Origin of the sequence: Rahnella sp. BIGb0236, from assembly GCF_004364755.1 — a bacterium.
Classification (GTDB): Bacteria; Pseudomonadota; Gammaproteobacteria; order Enterobacterales; family Enterobacteriaceae; genus Rahnella; species Rahnella victoriana.
In genome coordinates this window covers 1-20,872 of sequence record NZ_SOAO01000005.1, presented here as the reverse complement: position 1 = coordinate 20,872, position 20,872 = coordinate 1, and the positions used below count along the sequence as shown (strand labels likewise).

Below are 20,872 nucleotides of genomic sequence, written 5' to 3'. Positions count from 1 at the left end.
CTCTACCAGGATACGGTGACATTCACCGTATCCTGATAAACCCCGGCGGCGGGCGTGGTTTGCGCCGGAACGCGGCCATAAACCGTGCTCCACTGATCCGCACCGTTACCTGTGCCGCTGACGCCGGTGGTGTTGTCCCAGACGGTGGTACGCGCCGCCGTGGTGTAGAGATTGTATTGCAGGGTGGCGGCGCTGTTGGTGGTGTTAACCATCCGGCGCGCAGTAACCACGCCGCTGCTGCCGCCATCCATCACGATTTTGTAGGTCAGGCCGGTCACGCATTTGACGCGGATCGATCCCGCCAGCTGGGCGCTGGTGGCGTTGATGGCGCTGGTGAGTGAGGCGTAATTGCCAAAATTCAGCGTACCAAAACTGGTGCTGCCGGACGTCGTGGTTCCCGCTTCACAGGCGGGCAGCAACGTGGCACTGATGCCTATCGTCGCTGCCTGACTAAAGGGAATGCGCATCTGCATCGACACCACCAGTGCGGCTGGCAGTAGCAGCAGTACCTTGATGTCCATGATCTTTCCTTCCTTGAATCGAAAGCCAGTCAGAGGCGAAATCGACTCTGATGGAATACAGCCTTACCAGGAAAGAGTGGCAACAACGGTATCGTTATACGTCCCCGCAGCCGGTGTGGTGCTGGTCTGGTCAGCAGGCAGCACACGACCATAAATCGGGATATTTTGCGCAGTGGTGCCCGTCGTCAGCGTGATCGGCGTATTTATCGCGATCTCTGTCGTCCGTGCGGTGTCGGAATAGAGGCGGTAAGGAATGCTGGTGCCGCTGGAGGTCATGGTACGCAGCCCGCCGGTTGCCGCCAGACCGCCATTCAGTGACAGCGTCGGGGTCAGCCCGGTGCTACAGGTGATGGTCACGGCACCAGTGCCGTTGGCACCAAACACCGTCCCGTTGATGACGCTGGTCAGATCCGCGTAGTTACCAAAGTTCAGGGTACCCCACTGGTTGGTCCCCCCCGTTGATGTGCCGTTACCGACAGTACAACCGGTGCTGATGGTCAGCTGAACGCCTACCTGCCCTGTTAAGGTACCGGCTGCCTGTGCGCCTGCGGCTAATGTCAGCGTTGCAGCGGCAAGAACGGCCAGTAATAATGAATTTTTTTCGCCCATGATGACTCCCAATAACAGCTTACACGGTTGTGTATGCATGCAACGTCGTTGCATGTGGAAATCCTCTGGTGGTCAGTAAGTGATGCTAAAAATGATAAAAAAGCGGGTAATAAACAGCGTTCAGGCCGGGACTTATGTTTTTCAGTGTTAACTGAATGAATCCCTGACCTTATGCAACTGAGGAAAAACGCCGTTATGGTTAAATATAAGTTAATAAATTTACCTTAAGGGGATCTTTTCTCCATTTCCTTCAATAAGGATAAAAATTCTATAAATTACAAATTATCCAATTTTTATCCCGTTTATTCCTGTTTTCCATTGATAATGATTGCGTTACATCAACCAAACGATGAGATCATTTAACCATTAATAATGTGTTGTTATCGATAAGCCCTGAGCAATCCTTCAACGGAGCTACTGATGTTTTCTGACGATGTCATTAACGATATGAACCGGCTGGCGCGTTTTCTGTCTTTTGACCAGACCGGTGGGAAGGGCATAACCGGCACGCCTTCGCTGCTGATCCTGCTTGGCAATGCGATTTTACCGACGGCAGAAGCGGCGTTTCGGGCGCTGGCGCAGGGGCGCGTTTCACGCTTACTGATTGCCGGTGGCGTGGGGCATTCCACGGATTTACTGTATGACGCCGTTCGCCAGCATCCCGATTATCAGCACATTCCGCTGGCCGGACGCAGCGAAGCTGAGGTGCTTTATGACATCGGCGTGCAGCATTTCGGGGGTTCACCGGCGCAGATTTTGCTGGAAACCACATCCACCAATTGTGGCGACAATGCCTTACAGGCGCGGCGGGTGCTGGAGGCGGCGGGGGATCAGCATACGGCTGTCACGCTGGTGCAGGATCCGCTGATGCAGTTACGCACCGACGCCAGTTTCCGCCACGTCTGGCGCGACCGGCCTGAGGTGACGTTCCTCAACTGGCCGGTGCTGGTGCCACAGCTTGAACGCGAAGGGGAAGGGTTGCGCATTGCCGGAACCGGCCATCACAGCTTATGGTCGCTGCCGCGCTTTGTGTCACTGCTGCTCGGCGAAATTCCGCGTCTGCGCAACGCGCCCGGCGGTTATGGCCCGCGTGGTGCGGGCTTTATCGCAGAGGTGACAATCCCGGGGGAGATTGAGGACATTTATGCCCGGCTGCGTCCGGTGCTGGAAGCGGATTACGGTGACAGATCCTTCTGACACACGGCGGGCGCGGTATCAGCGTCTTGCTGATGATTGCCGCGCAGCGCCAGTAATACCACCAGCGCGGAAAACAGCGTGATCGCCATCAGGCATAACAGCAACGGATGCAGCGAGGCGGCATAAATCTGCTGAAGCTGCGCCGTGCTGGCCTGCGGGATCAGTTGCTGTGCCACGGCCAGATTGCCGGTCGCCAGCCGTTGCGCGGCCTGACTGATTGCTCCTGAACTGACCGCGTCTGAGGTAAAGTGCGCCGTCAGTGCGCTGTGCGTTAAGGCCGACAGAATGGCACCGACTATCGCCAGCGAAATGCCTTCACCGGCCACGCGGGTGGTGCTGAAAATACCGGTCGCCATGCCCGCCCGTTCTTTCGGGACCACACTGACCGAAAGACCATCCATCAGCCCCCACGGCAAACCGGTGCCGATGCCGATAATCAGCATCGGCGCGATCATGCCTGTGACATGCTGCGCCAGCACCGCCTGACTCAGCCAGCCCAGCCCGGCGGCGGCAATCACCAGACCGGAAGTACATAACACGCCAGCCGACATCCAGCGTGTCAGCCACGCTGCCAGCAACGGCACCACCAGCATCGGCACGGACAGCGCCATCATCATCAGTCCCGCCTGTTCTTCACTCAGACCCGCGACGCCGATAAACAGCATCGGCAGGATCACCAGCAGCACCACAAAACAGAAACCGGTCGCCAGCGGCAGTGCCTGTACGCCGATAAAACGGAGGTAACGGAACAGCGATAAATCCAGCATCGGGTTTTTCACGCGCCGTTCAACGGCGACAAACACCGCCAGTAGCACCGCTGCTCCCAGCAGCAATGAAAGCACCGGCGTGCTGTAAAGGCCGGATTGCGGGATTTCCATCAGCGCCCAGGTCAGCAGCGCCAGCATGGCGGTGAAGGACGCCGTGCCCGGCCAGTCGATGCCCGTCGCCTGCGGATTACGGGTTTCGTGCATTTTGCCTGCACCGGTGATCAGCGCCAGTACGGCAATCACCGTCGCGGAGAAAAATACCGAACGCCAGCCGAAGTGTGCGATCAGCACCCCCGCAAGGAACGGACCGAAGGCCAGACCGATGCCAAAACTGCTGCCCATCAGGCTGAAAGCCCGGGTACGCGCTGCGCCGTCGAATTCCTGAGCCAGTGCTGCCGCGCCGCCCGCCAGCGCCCCTGCGGCGGCGATGCCCTGTGCGGCGCGCAGTAAATCAATCCACAGCAAACTGTTGCTGAACGCCTGTAACAACGACAGCAGCGCAAACAGCGAGACGCCGCTGACGAACACTTTTTTGCGTCCCAGTTCATCGGCCAGCGCCCCGGCGGCCATCAGAAAACAGCCGAAGGTGAGCATAAACGCATTGGTTACCCAGCTCAGCGCCTGTGCGCTGCCGCCGAGTTCGCGGGCGATAGCCGGTGTTGCCACCGCGCCGCTGACAAAATTCAGCGGCAATATGACCGCCGCCAGACACACGGTAAAAAGAACGCGCAGGCTGCCTGCCGGTGTTGTGGTCGTTGATGAGTGCATTGGTTTCCCCAACGGGTTAAGGTTAACGATGATGATAAAATGTCGGCAATCTGGCGGAAACAGGCCACAAGTCCGATGATTCAGGACGAAAACGCTCGAATAAGCGAGGGTAAAGAATGGAAAACCTTAACGGCCTGCTGGCCTTTGTCCGGGCGGCGCAAAGTCAGAGTTTTGCCGCGGCCGCAGAACGTATGGGCATTTCCGCCTCGGCGGTGGGCAAAAGCGTGGCGCGGCTGGAAGAAAAACTCAGTGTTCGGTTGTTTAACCGCAGCACGCGGCGCATCAGCCTGACCGATGAAGGCCAGCTGTTTTTTGAACGCTGCCAGAATATCGTTTCGCAACTGGAAGAGGCCGAGCAGGAACTGGTGCGCATTTCCGCCGTGCCGCGCGGCAAATTACGCATCACCGCCCCGGCTATCGGCTACCGCATGCTGTTGCCGCATCTGCCGGAATTTCGCCAGCGTTACCCGGAGGTGGAGCTGGATCTGGATTTCAGCGACCGCATGGCAGATGTCATCGATGAAGGGTTTGATATCGCCATCCGCAGCGGAGATCTGAGCAACTCGCAGATGATGTCACGCCGTCTCGGGCCGTTCGGGTTTGCCATTGTGGGAAGTCCGGCCTATTTCGCCAGCCATCCGGCGCCGCTAAGACCTGACGATCTTTATCAGCACGCCTGCCTGCGTTACCGGTTTCCCGGCAACGGCCAATGGCAGGAATGGGCGATGAACGGCGAGACGCCGCCGGAGCTGCCGCTGGCTCTGAGCAGCAATAATCTGGAGTCGATTTTACAGGCGGCCGTGCAGGGACTGGGGCTGGCGTATGTGCCGGATTTTATCGTGCGGCCTTATCTTGAATCCGGTGAACTGATTGCTGTGCTGTCTGATTATCTGAAAGAGGGCGGGAAATTTTCAGTGGTCTGGCCGAGCAGCCGTCATATGCTGCCCAAGGTGCGGGTGTTTATAGATTTTCTTGCTGAAAAGCAGGTGCTTGGTGAACAGACACCTGAGTAAAAAAAAAACGGGGCACCAGGCCCCGTGGTACTTTTTATACAGGTCAAAAAAGGTTTATTACAGGTCAGAAGAGATTTATCTCAAGTCTGACGAGGTTCAGATTTGCTTCCACTGTGACCATTCACCGGTAAACTCGGCTTTGCCCGGCTGGTTATTCTGAGTCCAGTAGTTTGCCTGATAGTCTTTGCCGTTCAGACTGACTTTGTCGCCCGTGTTGTACACTTTGCTGGCATCCCAGGTGGCATATTTGCCCGCCGGAGACGGCGTTGGTGTAGGCGTCGGCGTTGGCTCCGGTTCCGGAGTCGGTTCCGGCGTCGGCTCTGGCGTTGGTTCCGGCTCAATGGCTGCATCACCCAGCACCGTCACGACGATGGATTTGGTCAGTGATTTCTCACCATGCTCATCGGTGACGACCAGAGAGAAGCTGAAGTCAGACTTACTGACCAGCTCCGGCGCAGTGAAGTCTGCCGATACAGCGCTATAAGAGGACAGCGCAATCGCGGCTGGCGCGGTCCATTTATAAGTCAGTTTGTCGTTGTCTTTATCGGCAGAACCCGCCCCACTCAGACGCACTTTCGCACCGCTGAACACCTGCAGGGTGATGTCACCGGTGGGTGCAACATTGCTTTCTGCAGGGATTTCATCATCCGGCACCTGACCACTGACATTGACGCCTTCAAAGTAGAAAGGTGACATATCAATAACTTTCTGCTCGATAGCGTAACCGAGGCCTTCACGGGCAGCATTGACCAGCAGACCGTTGTCCTGATCGATGGTCCAGGTAAACAGCGCACCCAGCCCTTTTTCAATGACATAACGGCCTTTTTCACGCACGGTACGCGGGGTATCAATGGACATAAAGAGGCCGGAATCTTTGCTGTAAAGGTAATCCGCATCCGCTACCTGGTCGGTGTACACCTCAAAGCCGTTGCGGCCTGACTGACTTTCCAGATCCAGATAGTTATTCACCAGGTCGTACCATTCGGTGGTGCCACTTTCGAATGAACCGACGGTTGTTTTCCCCTCATTTGGCGAGTAAGTGCCCTCCAGCGGAGAATAGCTTTCCAGCACGGCATTCTGCCCATTACGGGAATAAGCCGCATAACCGACGTTGATACGATCGGCCGGGAAGCCTTTAGCCAACAGGTATTCAACGATAGTATCGACCCCAAATCCGCCTTCAACCAGCGCACGCAGGTTGGTATGGTGAGCCAGTTTTTCTGCCCACGGCGTACCGAAGAAGTCATACGTCATGACGTTAATGCCGTACAGGCCAGCTTCCAGTAAGGCAGAAACGTTGGATTTTTCCAGAATGGCGACAACGGCGGAGCTGGCGATACTGATTTTCACATCAGAACGCTTGATGGCTTTCATCTCTTTGGTAATTTCAGCCAGCAGTAACGCATAGTTTGCACCATCATTATCGTCATACGGGTTGTTATTGCCGGCATTACCCGGATATTCCCAGTCAATATCCACTTCGCTGAACATCGGGAAACGGGTGAACAGACTGGCCACGCTTTTGGCAAAGATGGTACGTCCATCTGCGCTTTTCGCCATGTTGTGGAAACCGTTACTCAGGGTCCAGCCGCCAATACTCATCGACAGTACCAGATCATGCCCGACGGCTTTGGCGCGTTTTTGCAGATCACGCAACCCGCCAACCAGCCCTTTTACATTGGCTTGCGTCGCACTGGTCGGAGAAAGCTCAACCCAGCCCGGATTGTCGAGATTGTTGTTGACGCTGGAGGCAAAGTCACCCCACGGATCCAGGAACGTTGCCTGATGGGTGGATTTGCCCAGTTGTTGCGCGGCACTTGCGACGGTATTGGCTTTTTCACCCTGATCGCCGACGATGCCGACGAAACCAAAGATGATTTTGTCATAAGCGGTTGGCGGGATATTTGCCAGATCAAAACCACGACCCCTTTTATCTGCCTCAATCTTTGGGTTTTGTAAACGGCCATCATATTGAGACCAGTCAGTATAATAGCCAAATACTTTAGGCTTATTAGCTTTAGTATATTTGTTATAAACCGGTTTAGTCACACGTGCGGAGGTATAGCTGTATTTCTCTGTTTCTGTGGCTGGATTAAATCCGTCGTCTTTATAGGAGGACTGGGTCAGCTCATCGGTCTTAATAATTTTGCTGGTAGGCATAGTATTTTCCTAAGATTTGAATGAATACATCAACAGCCGTTTGCTGCTGGTGGATATCTTCGACCTGGAAATAAAATCCGGCAAATCACATTGAGATATAAATAAAAGTGACTAAGCTAAAATTTGTGATTGCTTTTTGAGCGGTAAAAGTTGGCTAATTTTATCAGTATCAATAATCACGCTGATAACAAAATGAGTTATCCCAAATTTATCATTAAAAACACTATCTTTCAGTAAGTTGTGCCCCACCATGATATTGAGTGAGAATTAAATTGTTTTTGAGTCTGACTCAATAGGCCCCGTTTTTTATTGATTCAGTCACATCTTAACTAAAATACTTAATATTATTCCTATTGCCTGTGGAGAAAATAATAAAAGCAGATACGCTTGATCATCAGCATAGATTTAGCGGGGTTTCTCAGATGACTGAAATAATGGAGGGGAGAAGATGATGGCTGTGTACCTGATAAACAGTGAATATGTGTTTAATGAAAAAACCAAGGAGTTTAAAAAACTTCACAGTGATGTGAATATTAAACTGACCTCAATGAGAGCCCGCTGTCTGAGTTATATTATCGAGCATGCAAAAGATGAAGTCATCGAGAAAGAGGCGATATCACAAGCATTATGGGGAAGCCGAAGTAAATTCACCAGCGATGCCAGCCTGACCCAAACCCTTTATTTAATCCGACGTGATCTTAAATTTGCCGGGCTGGATGAATTCTTCATCACCGTACCGAAATCGGGTATCCGGGTCAGTACGTCTGCTACGGTCGAAGTCATGGAAGAGAAGACGGCACCTGGCAAACGTGTCAGGCCGTGGTGGTGGCTGTTGGGTGTTGTCGTTTCACTGCTGGTGCTCGGTAGTGCGTTGTTCCTGACGCTTCAACTTTAACCGTTGTCGGAGGAAGGCCTTATGTTTACCAATCCTGTGATCAATTCCGTGCTGAAAAACGAAGGGGGTTATGTGGACCACCCGGACGATACCGGCGGCCCGACCCACTGGGGGATCACCGAAAAAACCGCCCGCAGTTACGGCTACACCGGAAAAATGACCGATTTCACTAAAGAAGATGCCTACCTGATCCTCGAGAAAAATTACTGGTATCAGCCGGGTTTTGACAAGGTCTATGTCATCGCGCCGGTACTGGCGCTGGAACTGTGCGATACCGGCACTAACATGGGGCCGGTGGTCGGCATCAAATGGCTGCAACGCTGGCTGAATGTGTTTAATCAGGGAGGCTCGCAGTATGCCGATATCGCGGTGGACGGCAGGATCGGCCCCGGCACGCTGAAGGCACTTGAGCAGTTCATCCAGAAGCGCGGTGCCGAAGGGGCGGGTGTGCTGGTCACTTCTCTCAACTGCAGCCAGGGGCAACGTTATCTGGAACTGGCCGAAGGTCGCACGGCCAATGAAAGCTTTGTCTATGGCTGGATGAAGGGACGGATAAATCTTTAATATATGGCGCAATATTTTTTATTCTGAACTCTGTGCATTACCTGTGTCTATAAAGGGTAGATTTTTATGAAAACAAAATGCATAAAGAACTGTGCTATTTATTTCGCAGTAAACTATCCCTTTTATCTGGAGAGTGAATGATGAATCAAAGAAGTGCAATTAATTTTGATTACAATCTGATCAAGATAATGAACGAAGTGATTGTATCCGGGAATATTTCAAAAGCAGCGGAGAATCTGAGCCTTACACCCTCGGCAGTGAGTTTATCGATAAATAAACTCAGGCGTCATCTGGGGGAGGATTTGTTCTACCGCACGGCAACCGGACTGAAACCGACGGCCACGGCGCTGGATATTCATGATTCTTTTGTTAATGCCATCACCATCATTGAAGACGTTTTACAGTCGAGCCGCACTGAAGGTCCTTCCTGCGCAATTTTACGGGTGATGTGCCCGGATGCCCTGGAAGATTATTATTTTAACCGGATGTATAAGAACGACAGCGGGAAAACAGTAAAAGTTGAATTTTCAAATGTGAATAATATTAAGAGTGATGAGATGGTAAAGAGTTTGTTGCAGGCAAACATTGATGTGGTCATTTCGCATCATGCCCTGCAGCATGATAAAATCACCTCGGTGAAAATAGATTCCATGGATAATTTTGTTATTCTGTGCGGTGCGAGCAGTTTATTATCCAATCAGAAAGAGCTGGCCCTGATGCATTACTACGCATTACCCCATGCAGTTTATAACGACGGTATTTATAATGATTTCACCGGCCTGTTGGGCACCACGCTGACGATTAATACGCCCTATGCTGGCCTGGTTAAAGTGATTTACCGGTCTTCTTCCATCAACGGCATCATCAGCGCCCTTGAACGCAGCGATATGCTCACGGTGCTTCCCAGATTACTGGCGGACTACTTCATCAAGGAACGGCACTGTAAATTAAAATGCTTTGATCTCCCTAAGGAAATTTCTATCAATGACTCCAGCGTCTACATGAACTACCTCACCAACAGCAGCAAACGGCGTTACGTTCATCTGGTGATGTCTCAGCTTAACAGTCCCGAGTCAGTGTGAAACATGTGGCAGGAAATACGATTGACCGTATTAACAACAGAATATTTTAATTTTTAATGTGTGTTTTATCGATAATCTGCACCAGATGATTAAAATTAATTATTGAGGTGAAATGATTATTACTGCGTGATAACCCGGTGATGATTGTGACAGTTATATGAATGGCACTTCATCTATCTGCAGGGTTTTCATCCGAACAGTTTTCAGGCAAAAGAAGTTGGGTTTGTCGGGTTAGAATGATGAGTTTCAGGATCAGTTATATCGTTCACGGAAGGGGGTTGTGCATGATATTATGCGATGTAAAACCAAACCGGCGGTGGATGATATTTATAAATACTTTGCGCAACATGTTGTATTGTTTTTTTACCGGTTTTACTTTACGGATTGTTCTTATTGAAAGGGAAAGCATTTCAATATGATTTTTATTTCCTCCGGGACCGGAGGTGTATCAGGTGGGCCATTATTAATAATAGTGATTGGCTGTGTTAAAAAGTGGGCAACGACCTTTACGTTTACCCAACAGTAAACGCACTGAGTAACTGGAAGTCTATTATTGCGTTATAAATGATGCGGATTGATCCCTGGTGGATCAGTCCGCATTTTTTTAATCTGCACGAACGTGAGAGGCTTTATTTGATAAACATCATCCTGCTTTTATGATGTTTATGACTCTGATTTTATTAGGGGGTGATGCGCTGAAGCGATTAGCCTTTTCTCTGACAGGGCAGGGACGCATGACAGTCACTCTGGCCAGTTAACAGTATGCAGAAAATGTTTTTCAGCATTTAACTCCCTCTCTCAATATATAAGGTTATCCTTATGCGCAGAATTAAACATACATCGCTTATTCCTCTTATTACCCTTTCCTGTCTGCTGGCGGGTACGGGGACGGCAATAGCCGCGGATGCGTCAGACCCCTATGTCATCAAAGAAAGTGACCTGATTAAAAAAGAAAACAGCCTCACCCAAAATCCGCTGATGCAGGAAGTGAAGGCTTCTATCCGCACGCTGGATAATGATGCGGTAGACAAAATCGCCCCCGGCCGCAGCGATAACCCGGCCAACGTGAAGCGGGTGGACAGCATTCTGGGCAGCGATAAATGGGAGCACATCTTCCCTCTGCGCGAACCAAGTTACACCTATACCCGGTTCCTGCAGGCGATTGGTAAGTTCCCGGCGGTGTGCGCCACCTACACCGACGGGCGTGATTCCGATGCTATCTGCCGCAAGGTGCTGGCCACCATGTTCGCGCACTTTGCACAGGAAACCGGCGGCCACGAAAGCTGGCGTCCGGAAGCCGAATGGCGTCAGGGGCTGGTCTACCTGCGGGAAATGGGCTGGCAGGAAGGACAGAAAGGCGGCTACAACGGTGAATGTAATCCGAACGTCTGGCAGGGACAAACCTGGCCGTGCGGCAAAGATGCCGACGGTGATTTCGTCAGCTACTTCGGTCGCGGCGCTAAACAGCTCTCCTATAACTACAACTACGGACCGTTCTCCGATGCGATGTTTGGCACGGTCAGAACCCTGCTGGATAAACCGGAGCTGGTGGCAGATACGTGGCTGAACCTCGCCAGCGCGGTGTTCTTCTTCGTGACGCCGCAGGCGCCGAAACCGAGCATGTTGCATGTGATCGACGGCACCTGGCAGCCGAACGATCGGGATAAAGCCAACGGTCTGGTCCCGGGGTTCGGCGTGACCATTCAGATCATCAACGGCGGTGTCGAATGCGGTGGCGCACAGGAAATCGCGCAGGGCCTGAACCGTATTTCCTATTACAAAAGTGAAGCCGAATACCTGAACGTGCCGGTTCCGGCCAATGAAGTGCTGGGCTGTAAAAACATGAAGCAGTTTGATGAAGGCGGCGCGGGCGCATTGCCACAGTACTGGGAACAGGACTGGGGATGGTCAGCAGAAACGCCGACTGGCCAGACGTATTCCTGTCAGCTGGTCGGCTACCAGACGCCGTTCTCGGCGTTCAAGGAAGGCGATTACAAACGCTGCGTCCAGCACTTCTTTAACGTGAAAGTGGTGGATGACGCCGGGCAGGAAGAAGCGGTGACGCCAGCGCCTGAACCAACGCCGACGCCAGCACCAACACCGGAACCGACCCCTGCGCCAGCTGGCAATTCCGCGCCGGTGGCAAAACTGTCCGGTCCGATTGGCGAAGTGGAAAGTCAGGCGAATGTGACGCTCAACGCAGCGGAATCTACCGATGCGGATGGCGACAAACTGACCTACAGCTGGTTGCTGCCGAACGGTAATACGCTGGCGGGCGCTGATCGTGAATCGCTGAGTTTTGTTGCACCGGTAGTCACCCGCAAACAAAGCTTCAACTTCACCCTGACCGTTTCCGACGCGAAGAAAAGCAGTGTGGCAACCTATGTGCTGACCGTCACGCCGAAGGTACTGCCAATTCCGGATGAAGGCACCAGCACCAGCTGCGCCAACAACTGGGATGCCGGCAAAGTGTATAACGGCGGCGAAAGTGTTAACTGGAAAGGTAAAGAGTATCTGGCGAATTACTGGACTCAGAATAATGAGCCAGGTAACCCGTCGTTCACCGGTGAATGGTCACAGTGGAAAGAGATCAAAGCCTGTAAGTAACCTTTATGTAAGCTGTCCGGTTTCCGTTCATCGGGGAAAACTAAAATGGGTGCGATATCCGCGCCCATTTTTTTCATCCGCTGAACGGCAATCTTATGACGGCCGTTGATCCAGCCAGGCACCCATTTCTGTTAATGCCTGCTCAAGGTTCGCCCGGCCAAAGCCGATACGCAGAAAATCTTCCGGCACGGCGGTCAGTTCCGAGGCATAGGCCACGGACGGGATCACCATCACGCCAGCCTGTTCCACCAGTTGTGTGGCAAAAGCTTGTGCGCCTTCCGCACCGGTATAACGCACAAACGCCAGCACCCCGGCCTTCGGCAGAGACAGCTGAAACAGATGCGGATACCGCGCCAGAAAAGTGGTCAGCAGGGTGAGCTGATGACGTGAACGCTGCATCACCCGTTCGAGGATCGGGGCGCGGGCATTCAGGGCAATCGTGGTGAGCATTTCACCGGGCAGGGCGTTGCAGATCGACAGATACTGCTTCATGCGCTCCAGTTCCCGCATCCACGCCTTATCCTGACACGCCACCCAGCCGATGCGCAGACCCGGCAAGCCGTAGGCTTTCGAGGTGACATTCAGCGAAATGCCGCGCTCATATATATCCGCCAGCTGTGGCAGCCGGTCCGCCGGATCAAACTCAGTCAGGCGATACACTTCGTCAGAGAAGATCCAGATCCCGCGCGCGCGGCACATGTCGACCAGTTCATTGAGTTGCTGATGGCTGATCAGCGCGCCGGTCGGGTTATGCGGAAAGTTAATCACCAGCACTTTGGTTTCAGGACGCAGGGCGGCGCGCACTTTTTCAGTGTCCAGCGCCCAGTCGTTGTTTTCATCGAGCGCCACGCCGGTGACGTCACAACGCGACAGCGGCACGCTTTCCAGCGACTGATAATTGGGCGTAATGACCACCGCGTGATCACCGGCGTTCAGCAGCATCTGGAAGCAGGCGTAAATCGCCTCGTCGGCTCCGGCAAAGCTGATGATGTCGTCGGGCGTGATGCGGTCGTAAGTGGTCGCGATGGCGGCCAGCAGTTCCGGCGTTCCGCGCAGCGGCGGGTAATCCAGCACGGCCTGCATAAATGGCGCGCGATGTGCTTCGCCCGCCAGCGCAAACAGCGTGTCGGTGCTCATCGATTCCGGATAGGACGACGACAGCGGGAAACGCACGGCATGCTCAAGACGGGAGAGATAACTGATTAAACGAAAATCTTCAGGAAAAGCCATGACATACCTGCGATAAAAGTCAGAAGTTAGCGGCGATGCCCCTGGGCAAAACGTCGCTCGAGACGGCTTTGCAACAGTTCCAGCACGATCGACATGATCCAGTAAATCGCGGCGGCGGTGGCCAGCATTTCCATATACCGGTAAGTGCTGCGCCCGTAGGATTGCGCCAGAAAATTGAGTTCCCACAATCCCATCAGCGACACCAGCGACGAATCTTTCAGCATCGAAATAAACATCGAACCGGCCGGAGGAATGATGATGCGCAGCGCCTGTGGCGCGGTGACATGTACCGCCACTGTCCAGCGCGACACGCCGAGCGCCAGCGCCGCTTCCTGCTGACCACGCGGCACCGACAACACGCCGCTGCGGATGGTTTCGGCCAGATACGCGCCGTAGTTCATCGACAGCGCAATGATCCCCGAGCTGAGCGCACCGAGCACAATGCCGAACTGCGGCAGCGCCAGATAGATAATCAGCACCTGAACCAGCAGCGGCGTACCGCGAAACAGCGAGGCGTAAAAGGTGGCGCAGCCGAACGCCAGCGCGTTACCGGACATACGGCCGAGCGCGGTGACCAGTCCGATCAGCAGACAGAAAAACATCGAGCAGGCGGTGATCATAATGGTCAGCGCCGCGCCCTGAATAAAACCGTCGGGCGACAGGCGCAGGCCGAGCAGGAACGGCAGTTTCTGGCTGATCAGACTCCAATCCAGCCCCATTTTGCTGAAGGTGCCGAGCAGCAGGCTGAGCAGGATCAGCCACGTCAGCCCGGTTTTAAAGGTAAACGCGTGTGCGTGGTGCCAGCGCGCAGGCGTGTCCACCTTCGGCTGGCTGTCCGGCAGTTGCGGCATCAGGGAACCTCGTGCGTAATATCTTCACCCAGCCAGTGCTGCGAGATTTTTGCCAGCGTGCCGTCGTCGCGCAGCGATTTCAGGGTGTCCGCCACTTTTTTATCCCATTCGGCATCGCCCTTGTCGGTCGCTATCCAGTTCGGTTCGGCATACAGTTCAGTGACGATTTTAAACACCGGCGCGCGTTTGATGCGGGCGTTGGCGGTGGCGAGATCGGACACCACGCCGTCGAGGCGGACACCCGGCCCGAGCGCCAGATTCTGGAACGCCACTTCTTCGTCGCTCGGAATGACCTGCACGTTATCAAACGGGAAGACGATCGGTTTGCTGCCGGGGATCACCAGCGTTTTTTGCAGGTAAGTTTCGTAAGTCGAACCGATACCGACGCCGATCTTTTTATTGCTGAGATCGGCGGCCGATTTGATGCTGTCGTCTTTCTTATTGACCACCAGCACCGCCGGAGAGTTGTAATACGGCGTCGGGAAATCCAGCACTTTGGCGCGCTCGGTATTCGGCGTCATCGAGCAGATACAGGTGTCCCAGCGCCCCTGCCATTTGCCGCCGACGATGGTTTCCCAGCCCGGCGCGATCAGTTCCAGCTTCACGCCCATGCGCTGCGCCACGGCTTTCGCCACATCCACGTCAAAACCGGCCAGCTGATTATTGTCATCAATAAAACCGAACGGCGGATAGTCGTTGACGATGGCATTACGCAGCACGCCGGTTTTGGTCACGCGATCCAGCGTGGTACCGGCAAACGAGGCGGCGGAAAACAGCGTGGCGGCAAGGAGAGTCACAGCAACAAACGGAGTGCGCATAAACAAAGTTTCCTTAAACGTAACCAGAATGGGGAAATATTGTAAAAACCTACACTAAGTTTTAGACGTATAGAAGTCTAAATTCCGGGTTTTCAGACTTACAGTGAACTCTGCGGAAAATCCCCCTCATGGCAGCGCATTACTTCAAACCCGCCCTCCTGCTAACTGAGTAATCCGGCGCCGACGTTAATCGACAGCCCGAGAATGGCCAGATTAAACACAAAGGAAATCACCGACTGCAGCAGCGCGATTTGCCGCATGTCGGTGGTGCCGGTCGCCACGTCAGCGGTCTGCGACGCCACGGCGATGGTGAACGAGAAATACAGGAAATCCCAGTAACCCGGCGCGTCCGGCTTTTCGGGGAAGATCATCGGCGTGACGTCTTTGCTGCGCCGCAGATAATGGTGATGGGCGTAATGCATAGCGAAAGAGGTCGGCAGCAGCGCCCAGGAGGCAATCAGCGTCGTGGCGGTCAGCAGAATATGTAAGCCTTTGGCGGTGCCGGTCAGCGTCTTGAGCGAACCCAGTTCCAGCAGGATCGCCAGAATGCTCACCAGACAGGTGATGGTCACCAGCGTCAGCACCAGCGTCGCGCTTTCATCCTGCGTTTTGGCGATATGCGGGATATCTTTCGCCTCCGTGCGCAACATGCGAAACCACAGAAAAAACAGGTACAGCCAGGCCAGCACATTCCAGCCAATCATCAGGCGCTGCAACACGCCCAGATGGGCGGGAAGGGCAAAAAAGCACAGCAGTCCGGCAACGAGGGAAATCAGTAACCGGCTCCGGCCATGAAAAGAGTGAAGCAGGGAAAAACGCATGGTGTCAGGCACCTGGCATAAAGAAACGGATAACCTAACTGTAGACGCTGGCCGTCATGGGGATGCGCAATTTCTTCCAATACCCGATCGTACGGGAATGATGTAGTGAACCCTCTCCATTGCGCTCAAGGGTTTGACACTATGTTTACAACGTCATTTTGGCCAGCCGCGGCGGCATATCAGGTTTCAATGATGGATCTGGATGCCCCGGAAAATTTAAATCCCAAAGCTTTGCAAACTATTCATTACTGCCTGCGCCTGACCGAAGCCATCAACCAGCTGGAAGCGGCCTGCGAAAGCCGTTTGCTGGAAGCACTGCGTGAGGAGATGTCGATTCAGTGTTTCCGTTTAGCACCGCTGTTTGACGATCCCGATACCCGGCGCGGGCTGTTTTTGCGCGCGGAAATGCTGGCGGATGACAGTTGCGGAAAAACAATCTTGCCGCAAATTGCCGGGCTGAATGAACAGCAGCTGGTGCTCGGCATTGGCCGCACCTCGACGTGGGTCGGAAAATCGAAACAGAGCTTTTATTCCTCATGGTTTGGCGAGCCTGCGCCTGTGTTGCAGGAAATCTCCGATGTGATGGACAGCCTGTTCCCGGAAAGCCTGCTGTATCTGCAAAAGGAAATCTCTGCCGATTTACTGGCGATGCCGGGCTGCGCGTACAAAATCATCAACCTGTTCGGCATTGCCGGAGAGGCCAATACCTATCCCAAACACTTTGCCTATTTCTTCCCGGAAGACGAGGGGCTGAAGTATTCACCGGTCAAACGTACGGTGGTATTCGCCAACACCTATCTGCAACTGTTTGAACTGTTCTCGCGCAATGAAGCGATAAAAATGGGCTGGGCAGACGACGCCCTGCCGGACTGCCATGCCTGCCAGCGTTATCTGATCGCCTGGTTCCGCGGGCACGATCTCGGGCACTCGCTGGTGCGTAACGAAAACGTCTTCCCGAAAATCAGCAAGATAGATCGCTGGGGATCGATGATGGTGCAGGAAGCGCTGGCCGATCAGTTTGGCCTGCTGATGTGCCTGACGCCACAGGTGGCCGGGGGGTTGCAGCTCGACCCTACCGTGCTGGCGCGGATCTACTTCCTGGAAATGCTGCGCTACCTGCGCCGGGGTCCGGCGAGTTATCCCGATGCCGGTGCCGCGTGGATCCAGTTCAATTATCTGCGCGAGCACGGCTGCATTGAACTGTCGGCGGAGTCGGTGGTTTTCCATCCTGAACTGTTCTGCCGGCAAATGGCCGACCTCACCCGTCTGATGAGTGAGGAACTGTTGGGCGGCGATGCGGATCGCGCGCAGGCGTTCATGCTGCAACATTGCCCGCATAACAACCCTGAAGATGTTGAGATCCTGATGGCCCGCCTTGGCACCACCAACGACATGATTGAATACAACCAGTTAATTAAGAGAGTCCCGTTATGATGCCGTTTTCAAATGGATTTTTGCTCAGCCTGTCGCTGTGTCTGGATATAGGGATTGCCAACATCGCCATGATGACGCTGGCGATGCAGCGGGGGTATTTTCACGGTTTCTGGCTGGGGATCGGCACCTGCATCGGCGATCTGATCTATGCGGTGCTGGCGCTGGCCGGGATGACGATTTTGCTGCAATACCAGAGCGTGCGCTGGGTGCTGTGGGTCGGTGGCTCGCTGATGCTGATGTGGTTTACCTACAAAATGATCCGTGCGGCGCTGGCACCGGCGGAAGATCTGCAAACCGGTGACAACGCGCAGCCGCGTTCGGTGATCCGCAATTTCGGTCGCGGCGTCCTGCTGGCCATGTCGTCTCCGACCGCCATTTTGTGGTTTGCGGCGGTCGGCGGCGCGCTGATTTCCCGTATGGGACACGGCGGGCCGGTGGTGGCGTCGTGGTTCCTCAGCGGCTTCTTTATCGCCGGAGTGTTCTGGACCGTGGTGATCTGTTCGGTGGGCAGCCTCGGCGGCAAAATGCTCGGCACCAAAATGCTGAAATATTCGTACGTGGCCTCGGCGGTGATCTTTTCGTACTTTGCGTTGTACGTGGTGATCACCGGTTACCGCGAGTTCATCGTATAACCGGCTGGCTCAGGGATGAAGAGGCGTGGAGCGACAGGGAATAGAGGTGGGGCGTGATCCCCATCATTTTACGGAAAGTGTTAATAAAGTGGCTCTGATCGTAAAAGCCGAGACTGATCGCCACATCCAGCGCGTTATTGTTTTTGCGCAGCTGATTACGGGCTTCCAGTAAACGCAGTTGCATATGGTATTGCAGCGGCGGCATACCGATATGCTGGCGGAAAAGGCGGACAAAGTGGAATTTACTCAGTCCGCTGATTTGCGCCAGCGTGTCGAGATGGATTTTCCGCGTCAGATGGTCGCGCATAAAATCCAGCGCCAGCGTAATCGGCCGCAAAGACTGTTCCTGCTCCCTCGCCGGTTCTTCCAGCAAAGCACCCAGCAGCCACAACAGATTCTGCTCCTGATCGTCATCGTTCAGCGTGCGTTTGTAATGACACAGCGCGGAAAACAATGCCGGATTGCTGAGCACGCCTTCGGTGAGCACCGGCGCGCAGTGGTCGGAACGCAGATTCTGATCAACCGAAACCTGACGCAGTAATGACTGGGGAATATGCACGCTGAGGAATTCGACTTTGTCGTCGCCAAACCGGGACGACTGAATGGTGGCCGGATTATAAATCGTGATGTCGCCGCCGCGCACCAGCCCGGTTTTGCCGTGCAGCCAGATTTCTTCCGTGCCGGTCAGATTGGCACTGATGACGTATTCATCGTGAGTATGACGCGGAAATGAGGAATTACTCGCGGTCAGATGCGAGCATTCAATGTCATTTGCCATCGTCCATTCAGAAATAGAAAGAGACACATTACACCCCGAAAATCATTGCTGCGCTGAAAAAGGGACTGCATAGGTTTTTCTTATGTAAAATTTATAGCACAAAATGTTAACAACAAAAGCGAGGAAAATTCATCTTCAACTCAACAGGCTGGGATTTTCAGAATTTGCCCATAAGGCAATGCTGACGCAGGTAAAGATCGGGGCACGCTCTGAATGTTAAATAACAGGCGCAGTCGTTATTTTCAGAAACGCATTACCGATATTTTATAACGGGAATGACGGCTAATTCATTTTTGTTTTACAGGATAAAAACAATTAACAAAACGATCACGAAACCTTTTTGGCAATACGTGCTCGTTTTTGCTGACTATTTTATTTATTGCCTGCATTTATTCTTACCTGGCTTGTCAATTCCCTACTTAATAAGGCAAAATATGCGCCCCGCAAAACGGGGAATTATCCGCTATTACTTCATTGACGAAGCCTTTCTTCGTACAAGAAAACATTCAAAAACAGAGGCCGGGCACAGTACCGGATAGATATTTACTTTAAATACCGACAGACATGTCGCGAGGAAACATCAATGGTGCAGCACTCTTTTTATGCGGCGAATTCCGTCATGGGACATCAACATCATGTCGGATAATCTCGTCACAGGGTCCTCTTCCCGCGTGGAATTACGTAAAAGTCTTACGCTGATTCCGGTTGTCATGATAGGTCTGGCCTATATGCAACCCATGACACTGTTCGATACGTTCGGTATTGTCTCCGGCCTGACTGACGGCCATGTGCCGACGGCGTATGCCTTTGCGCTGATCGCCGTGCTGTTTACCGCGCTGAGTTACGGCAAGCTGGTACGCCGCTATCCTTCGGCAGGTTCCGCCTATACCTACGCACAAAAAGCCATTCATCCGGTGGTGGGTTTTATGGTCGGCTGGTCGTCGCTGCTCGATTATCTGTTCGCGCCGATGATCAACATCCTGCTGGCAAAAATCTATTTTGAAGCGCTGGTGCCGTCGGTGCCGTCGTGGATATTTGTGGTCGTGCTGGTTGGCTTTATGACGCTGTCAAATTTGCGCAGCATCAAAACCGTCGCCAACATTAATACGCTGGTGGTGGTGCTGCAGATTGTGCTGATCACGGTGATCACCGGCATGGTGATTTATGGCGTTGATCACGGCACCGGTTACGGCACGCTGACCAGCACCAAACCATTCTGGGGTGAAAATGCCCATACCGTGCCGATGATTACCGGCGCGACCATTCTGTGTTTCTCATTTACCGGTTTTGACGGTATCAGTAATTTATCGGAAGAAACCAAAGACGCAGAACGGGTGATCCCGCGGGCGATATTCCTGACGGCCTTAATCGGCGGTGTGATATTTATTGCCGCGACCTATTTCCTGCAACTGTATTTCCCGGATATCTCCAGCTTTAAAGATCCGGATGCCTCACAGCCGGAAATCATGTTGCAGGTGGCGGGCAGGGCGTTCCAGTTTGGCGCGCTGATTTTCTCCAGCATCACCGTGCTGGCCTCCGGCATGGCGGCGCACGCGGGCGTTTCCCGCCTGATGTATGTGATGGGGCGCGACGGTGTATTCCCGAAACGTTTCTTCGGCTATATCCATCCGAAATGGCGTACGCCGTCTTTCAACGTGCTGCTGGTCGGTGCGATTGCCCTGATGGCGATTAACTTTGATCTGGTTACCGCCACGGCGCTGATTAACTTCGGTGCGCTGGTGGCCTTTACCTTCGTGAACCTGTCGGTGATTTCGCAGTTCTGGATCCGCGAGAAGCGCAACAAAACGCTGCTCGACCATATCCAGTATCTGCTGCTGCCGCTGTGTGGCGCGCTGACCGTCGGCGCTTTGTGGGTGAATCTGGAAGAAGGATCGATGGTGCTCGGACTTATCTGGGGCGCAATCGGCTTTATCTATCTGGCCTGCATGACCAAAAGTTTCCGCAATCCGGTACCGCAATACGAAGACGTGGCGTAACGCGTTGTTGCTCTTAAAATGGCTCCTGCGGGAGTAATGCCGATCAGTTAAGGATCACTTGAACGATCCTATGGCTGTGTAAAAATCCGGAAACGTTCTTCGTTTCCGGATTTTTTTATGCGTATTGC

General features: G+C 53.5%; 18 protein-coding genes. 9 read left to right on the top strand and 9 right to left on the bottom strand.

The genetic code is table 11. The features are described 5' to 3' along the window. Positions 1-2: 2 nt before the first annotated feature. Together EDF78_RS11830 and EDF78_RS11825 are read right to left on the bottom strand one after the other, a co-directional pair. Positions 3-521, bottom strand: a complete 519-nt coding sequence (locus tag EDF78_RS11830) for a spore coat U domain-containing protein (protein ID WP_119827022.1) — start codon at positions 519-521, stop codon at positions 3-5. A gap of 63 nt (positions 522-584) precedes the next feature. Next, entirely contained in the window at positions 585-1,130 is a 546-nt protein-coding gene (locus EDF78_RS11825; protein WP_095924729.1) for a spore coat protein U domain-containing protein, read from the bottom strand. Between the two features lie 420 nt (positions 1,131-1,550). On the opposite strand from EDF78_RS11825, the gene EDF78_RS11820 reads away from it, so the two are divergent. Continuing rightward, a complete protein-coding gene (locus EDF78_RS11820; protein WP_133823160.1) occupies positions 1,551-2,327 on the top strand; it encodes a YdcF family protein in 777 nt (258 codons plus the stop codon). On the opposite strand, the gene EDF78_RS11815 is transcribed toward EDF78_RS11820, so the two are convergent. Then, positions 2,306-3,862 (bottom strand): MFS transporter, encoded by a 1,557-nt coding sequence (locus tag EDF78_RS11815; RefSeq protein ID WP_133823159.1) that lies wholly within the window; start codon positions 3,860-3,862, stop codon positions 2,306-2,308. The two genes, EDF78_RS11820 and EDF78_RS11815, sit on opposite strands and share 22 nt — an antisense overlap. Positions 3,863-3,978: 116 nt before the next feature. Between EDF78_RS11815 and EDF78_RS11810 the strand changes: the two genes are divergently transcribed. Continuing rightward, positions 3,979-4,875: a LysR substrate-binding domain-containing protein gene (locus EDF78_RS11810; protein WP_133823158.1), complete on the top strand. Its 897-nt coding sequence runs from the start codon at positions 3,979-3,981 to the stop codon at positions 4,873-4,875. A 96-nt stretch (positions 4,876-4,971) separates the two neighbouring features. Here EDF78_RS11810 and EDF78_RS11805 read toward each other — a convergent pair whose 3' ends face one another. Then, positions 4,972-7,035, bottom strand: coding sequence for a glycosyl hydrolase family 18 protein (locus EDF78_RS11805; protein ID WP_133823157.1), 2,064 nt, complete (start codon positions 7,033-7,035; stop codon positions 4,972-4,974). 448 nt (positions 7,036-7,483) lie between these two features. Between EDF78_RS11805 and EDF78_RS11800 the strand changes: the two genes are divergently transcribed. From EDF78_RS11800 to EDF78_RS11780, 4 genes are all read left to right on the top strand, one after another. Further along, entirely contained in the window at positions 7,484-7,930 is a 447-nt protein-coding gene (locus EDF78_RS11800; protein ID WP_133823156.1) for a winged helix-turn-helix domain-containing protein, read from the top strand. Positions 7,931-7,951: 21 nt separating this feature from the next. Further along, a complete protein-coding gene (locus EDF78_RS11795; RefSeq protein ID WP_119827012.1) occupies positions 7,952-8,494 on the top strand; it encodes a glycosyl hydrolase 108 family protein in 543 nt (180 codons plus the stop codon). Between the two features lie 137 nt (positions 8,495-8,631). Next, positions 8,632-9,576, top strand: coding sequence for a LysR family transcriptional regulator (locus tag EDF78_RS11790; protein WP_243839450.1), 945 nt, complete (start codon positions 8,632-8,634; stop codon positions 9,574-9,576). An 819-nt stretch (positions 9,577-10,395) separates the two neighbouring features. Beyond that, positions 10,396-12,183, top strand: coding sequence for a chitinase (locus tag EDF78_RS11780; protein WP_133823155.1), 1,788 nt, complete (start codon positions 10,396-10,398; stop codon positions 12,181-12,183). Between the two features lie 93 nt (positions 12,184-12,276). Here the strand turns inward: EDF78_RS11780 and EDF78_RS11775 are convergent, their stop codons facing one another. From EDF78_RS11775 to EDF78_RS11760, 4 genes are all read right to left on the bottom strand, one after another. Next, positions 12,277-13,413: a pyridoxal phosphate-dependent aminotransferase gene (locus EDF78_RS11775; protein WP_133823154.1), complete on the bottom strand. Its 1,137-nt coding sequence runs from the start codon at positions 13,411-13,413 to the stop codon at positions 12,277-12,279. A 26-nt stretch (positions 13,414-13,439) separates the two neighbouring features. Then, positions 13,440-14,264 carry an amino acid ABC transporter permease gene (locus tag EDF78_RS11770; protein ID WP_095924738.1) on the bottom strand — a complete coding sequence of 275 codons (825 nt, stop codon included), beginning with the start codon at positions 14,262-14,264 and terminating at the stop codon, positions 13,440-13,442. Beyond that, positions 14,264-15,082 (bottom strand): transporter substrate-binding domain-containing protein, encoded by an 819-nt coding sequence (locus EDF78_RS11765; RefSeq protein ID WP_119827004.1) that lies wholly within the window; start codon positions 15,080-15,082, stop codon positions 14,264-14,266. Before EDF78_RS11765 ends, EDF78_RS11770 begins: the two co-directional genes overlap by 1 nt. A gap of 161 nt (positions 15,083-15,243) precedes the next feature. Then, positions 15,244-15,903: a DUF1345 domain-containing protein gene (locus tag EDF78_RS11760; RefSeq protein ID WP_133823153.1), complete on the bottom strand. Its 660-nt coding sequence runs from the start codon at positions 15,901-15,903 to the stop codon at positions 15,244-15,246. A 141-nt stretch (positions 15,904-16,044) separates the two neighbouring features. Between EDF78_RS11760 and EDF78_RS11755 the strand changes: the two genes are divergently transcribed. Both EDF78_RS11755 and EDF78_RS11750 read left to right on the top strand, forming a co-directional pair. Beyond that, entirely contained in the window at positions 16,045-17,337 is a 1,293-nt protein-coding gene (locus EDF78_RS11755) for a hypothetical protein (protein ID WP_133823152.1), read from the top strand. Further along, positions 17,334-17,969, top strand: a complete 636-nt coding sequence (locus EDF78_RS11750; protein WP_133823151.1) for a LysE family transporter — start codon at positions 17,334-17,336, stop codon at positions 17,967-17,969. The genes EDF78_RS11755 and EDF78_RS11750 overlap by 4 nt, the downstream gene beginning before the upstream one ends. Here the strand turns inward: EDF78_RS11750 and EDF78_RS11745 are convergent. Then, entirely contained in the window at positions 17,959-18,774 is an 816-nt protein-coding gene (locus EDF78_RS11745) for an AraC family transcriptional regulator (RefSeq protein WP_133823150.1), read from the bottom strand. The genes EDF78_RS11750 and EDF78_RS11745 overlap by 11 nt on opposite strands. Before the next feature lie 608 nt (positions 18,775-19,382). Between EDF78_RS11745 and EDF78_RS11740 the strand changes: the two genes are divergently transcribed. Next, positions 19,383-20,744 carry an APC family permease gene (locus EDF78_RS11740; protein ID WP_095924744.1) on the top strand — a complete coding sequence of 454 codons (1,362 nt, stop codon included), beginning with the start codon at positions 19,383-19,385 and terminating at the stop codon, positions 20,742-20,744. Positions 20,745-20,872: the final 128 nt, after the last annotated feature.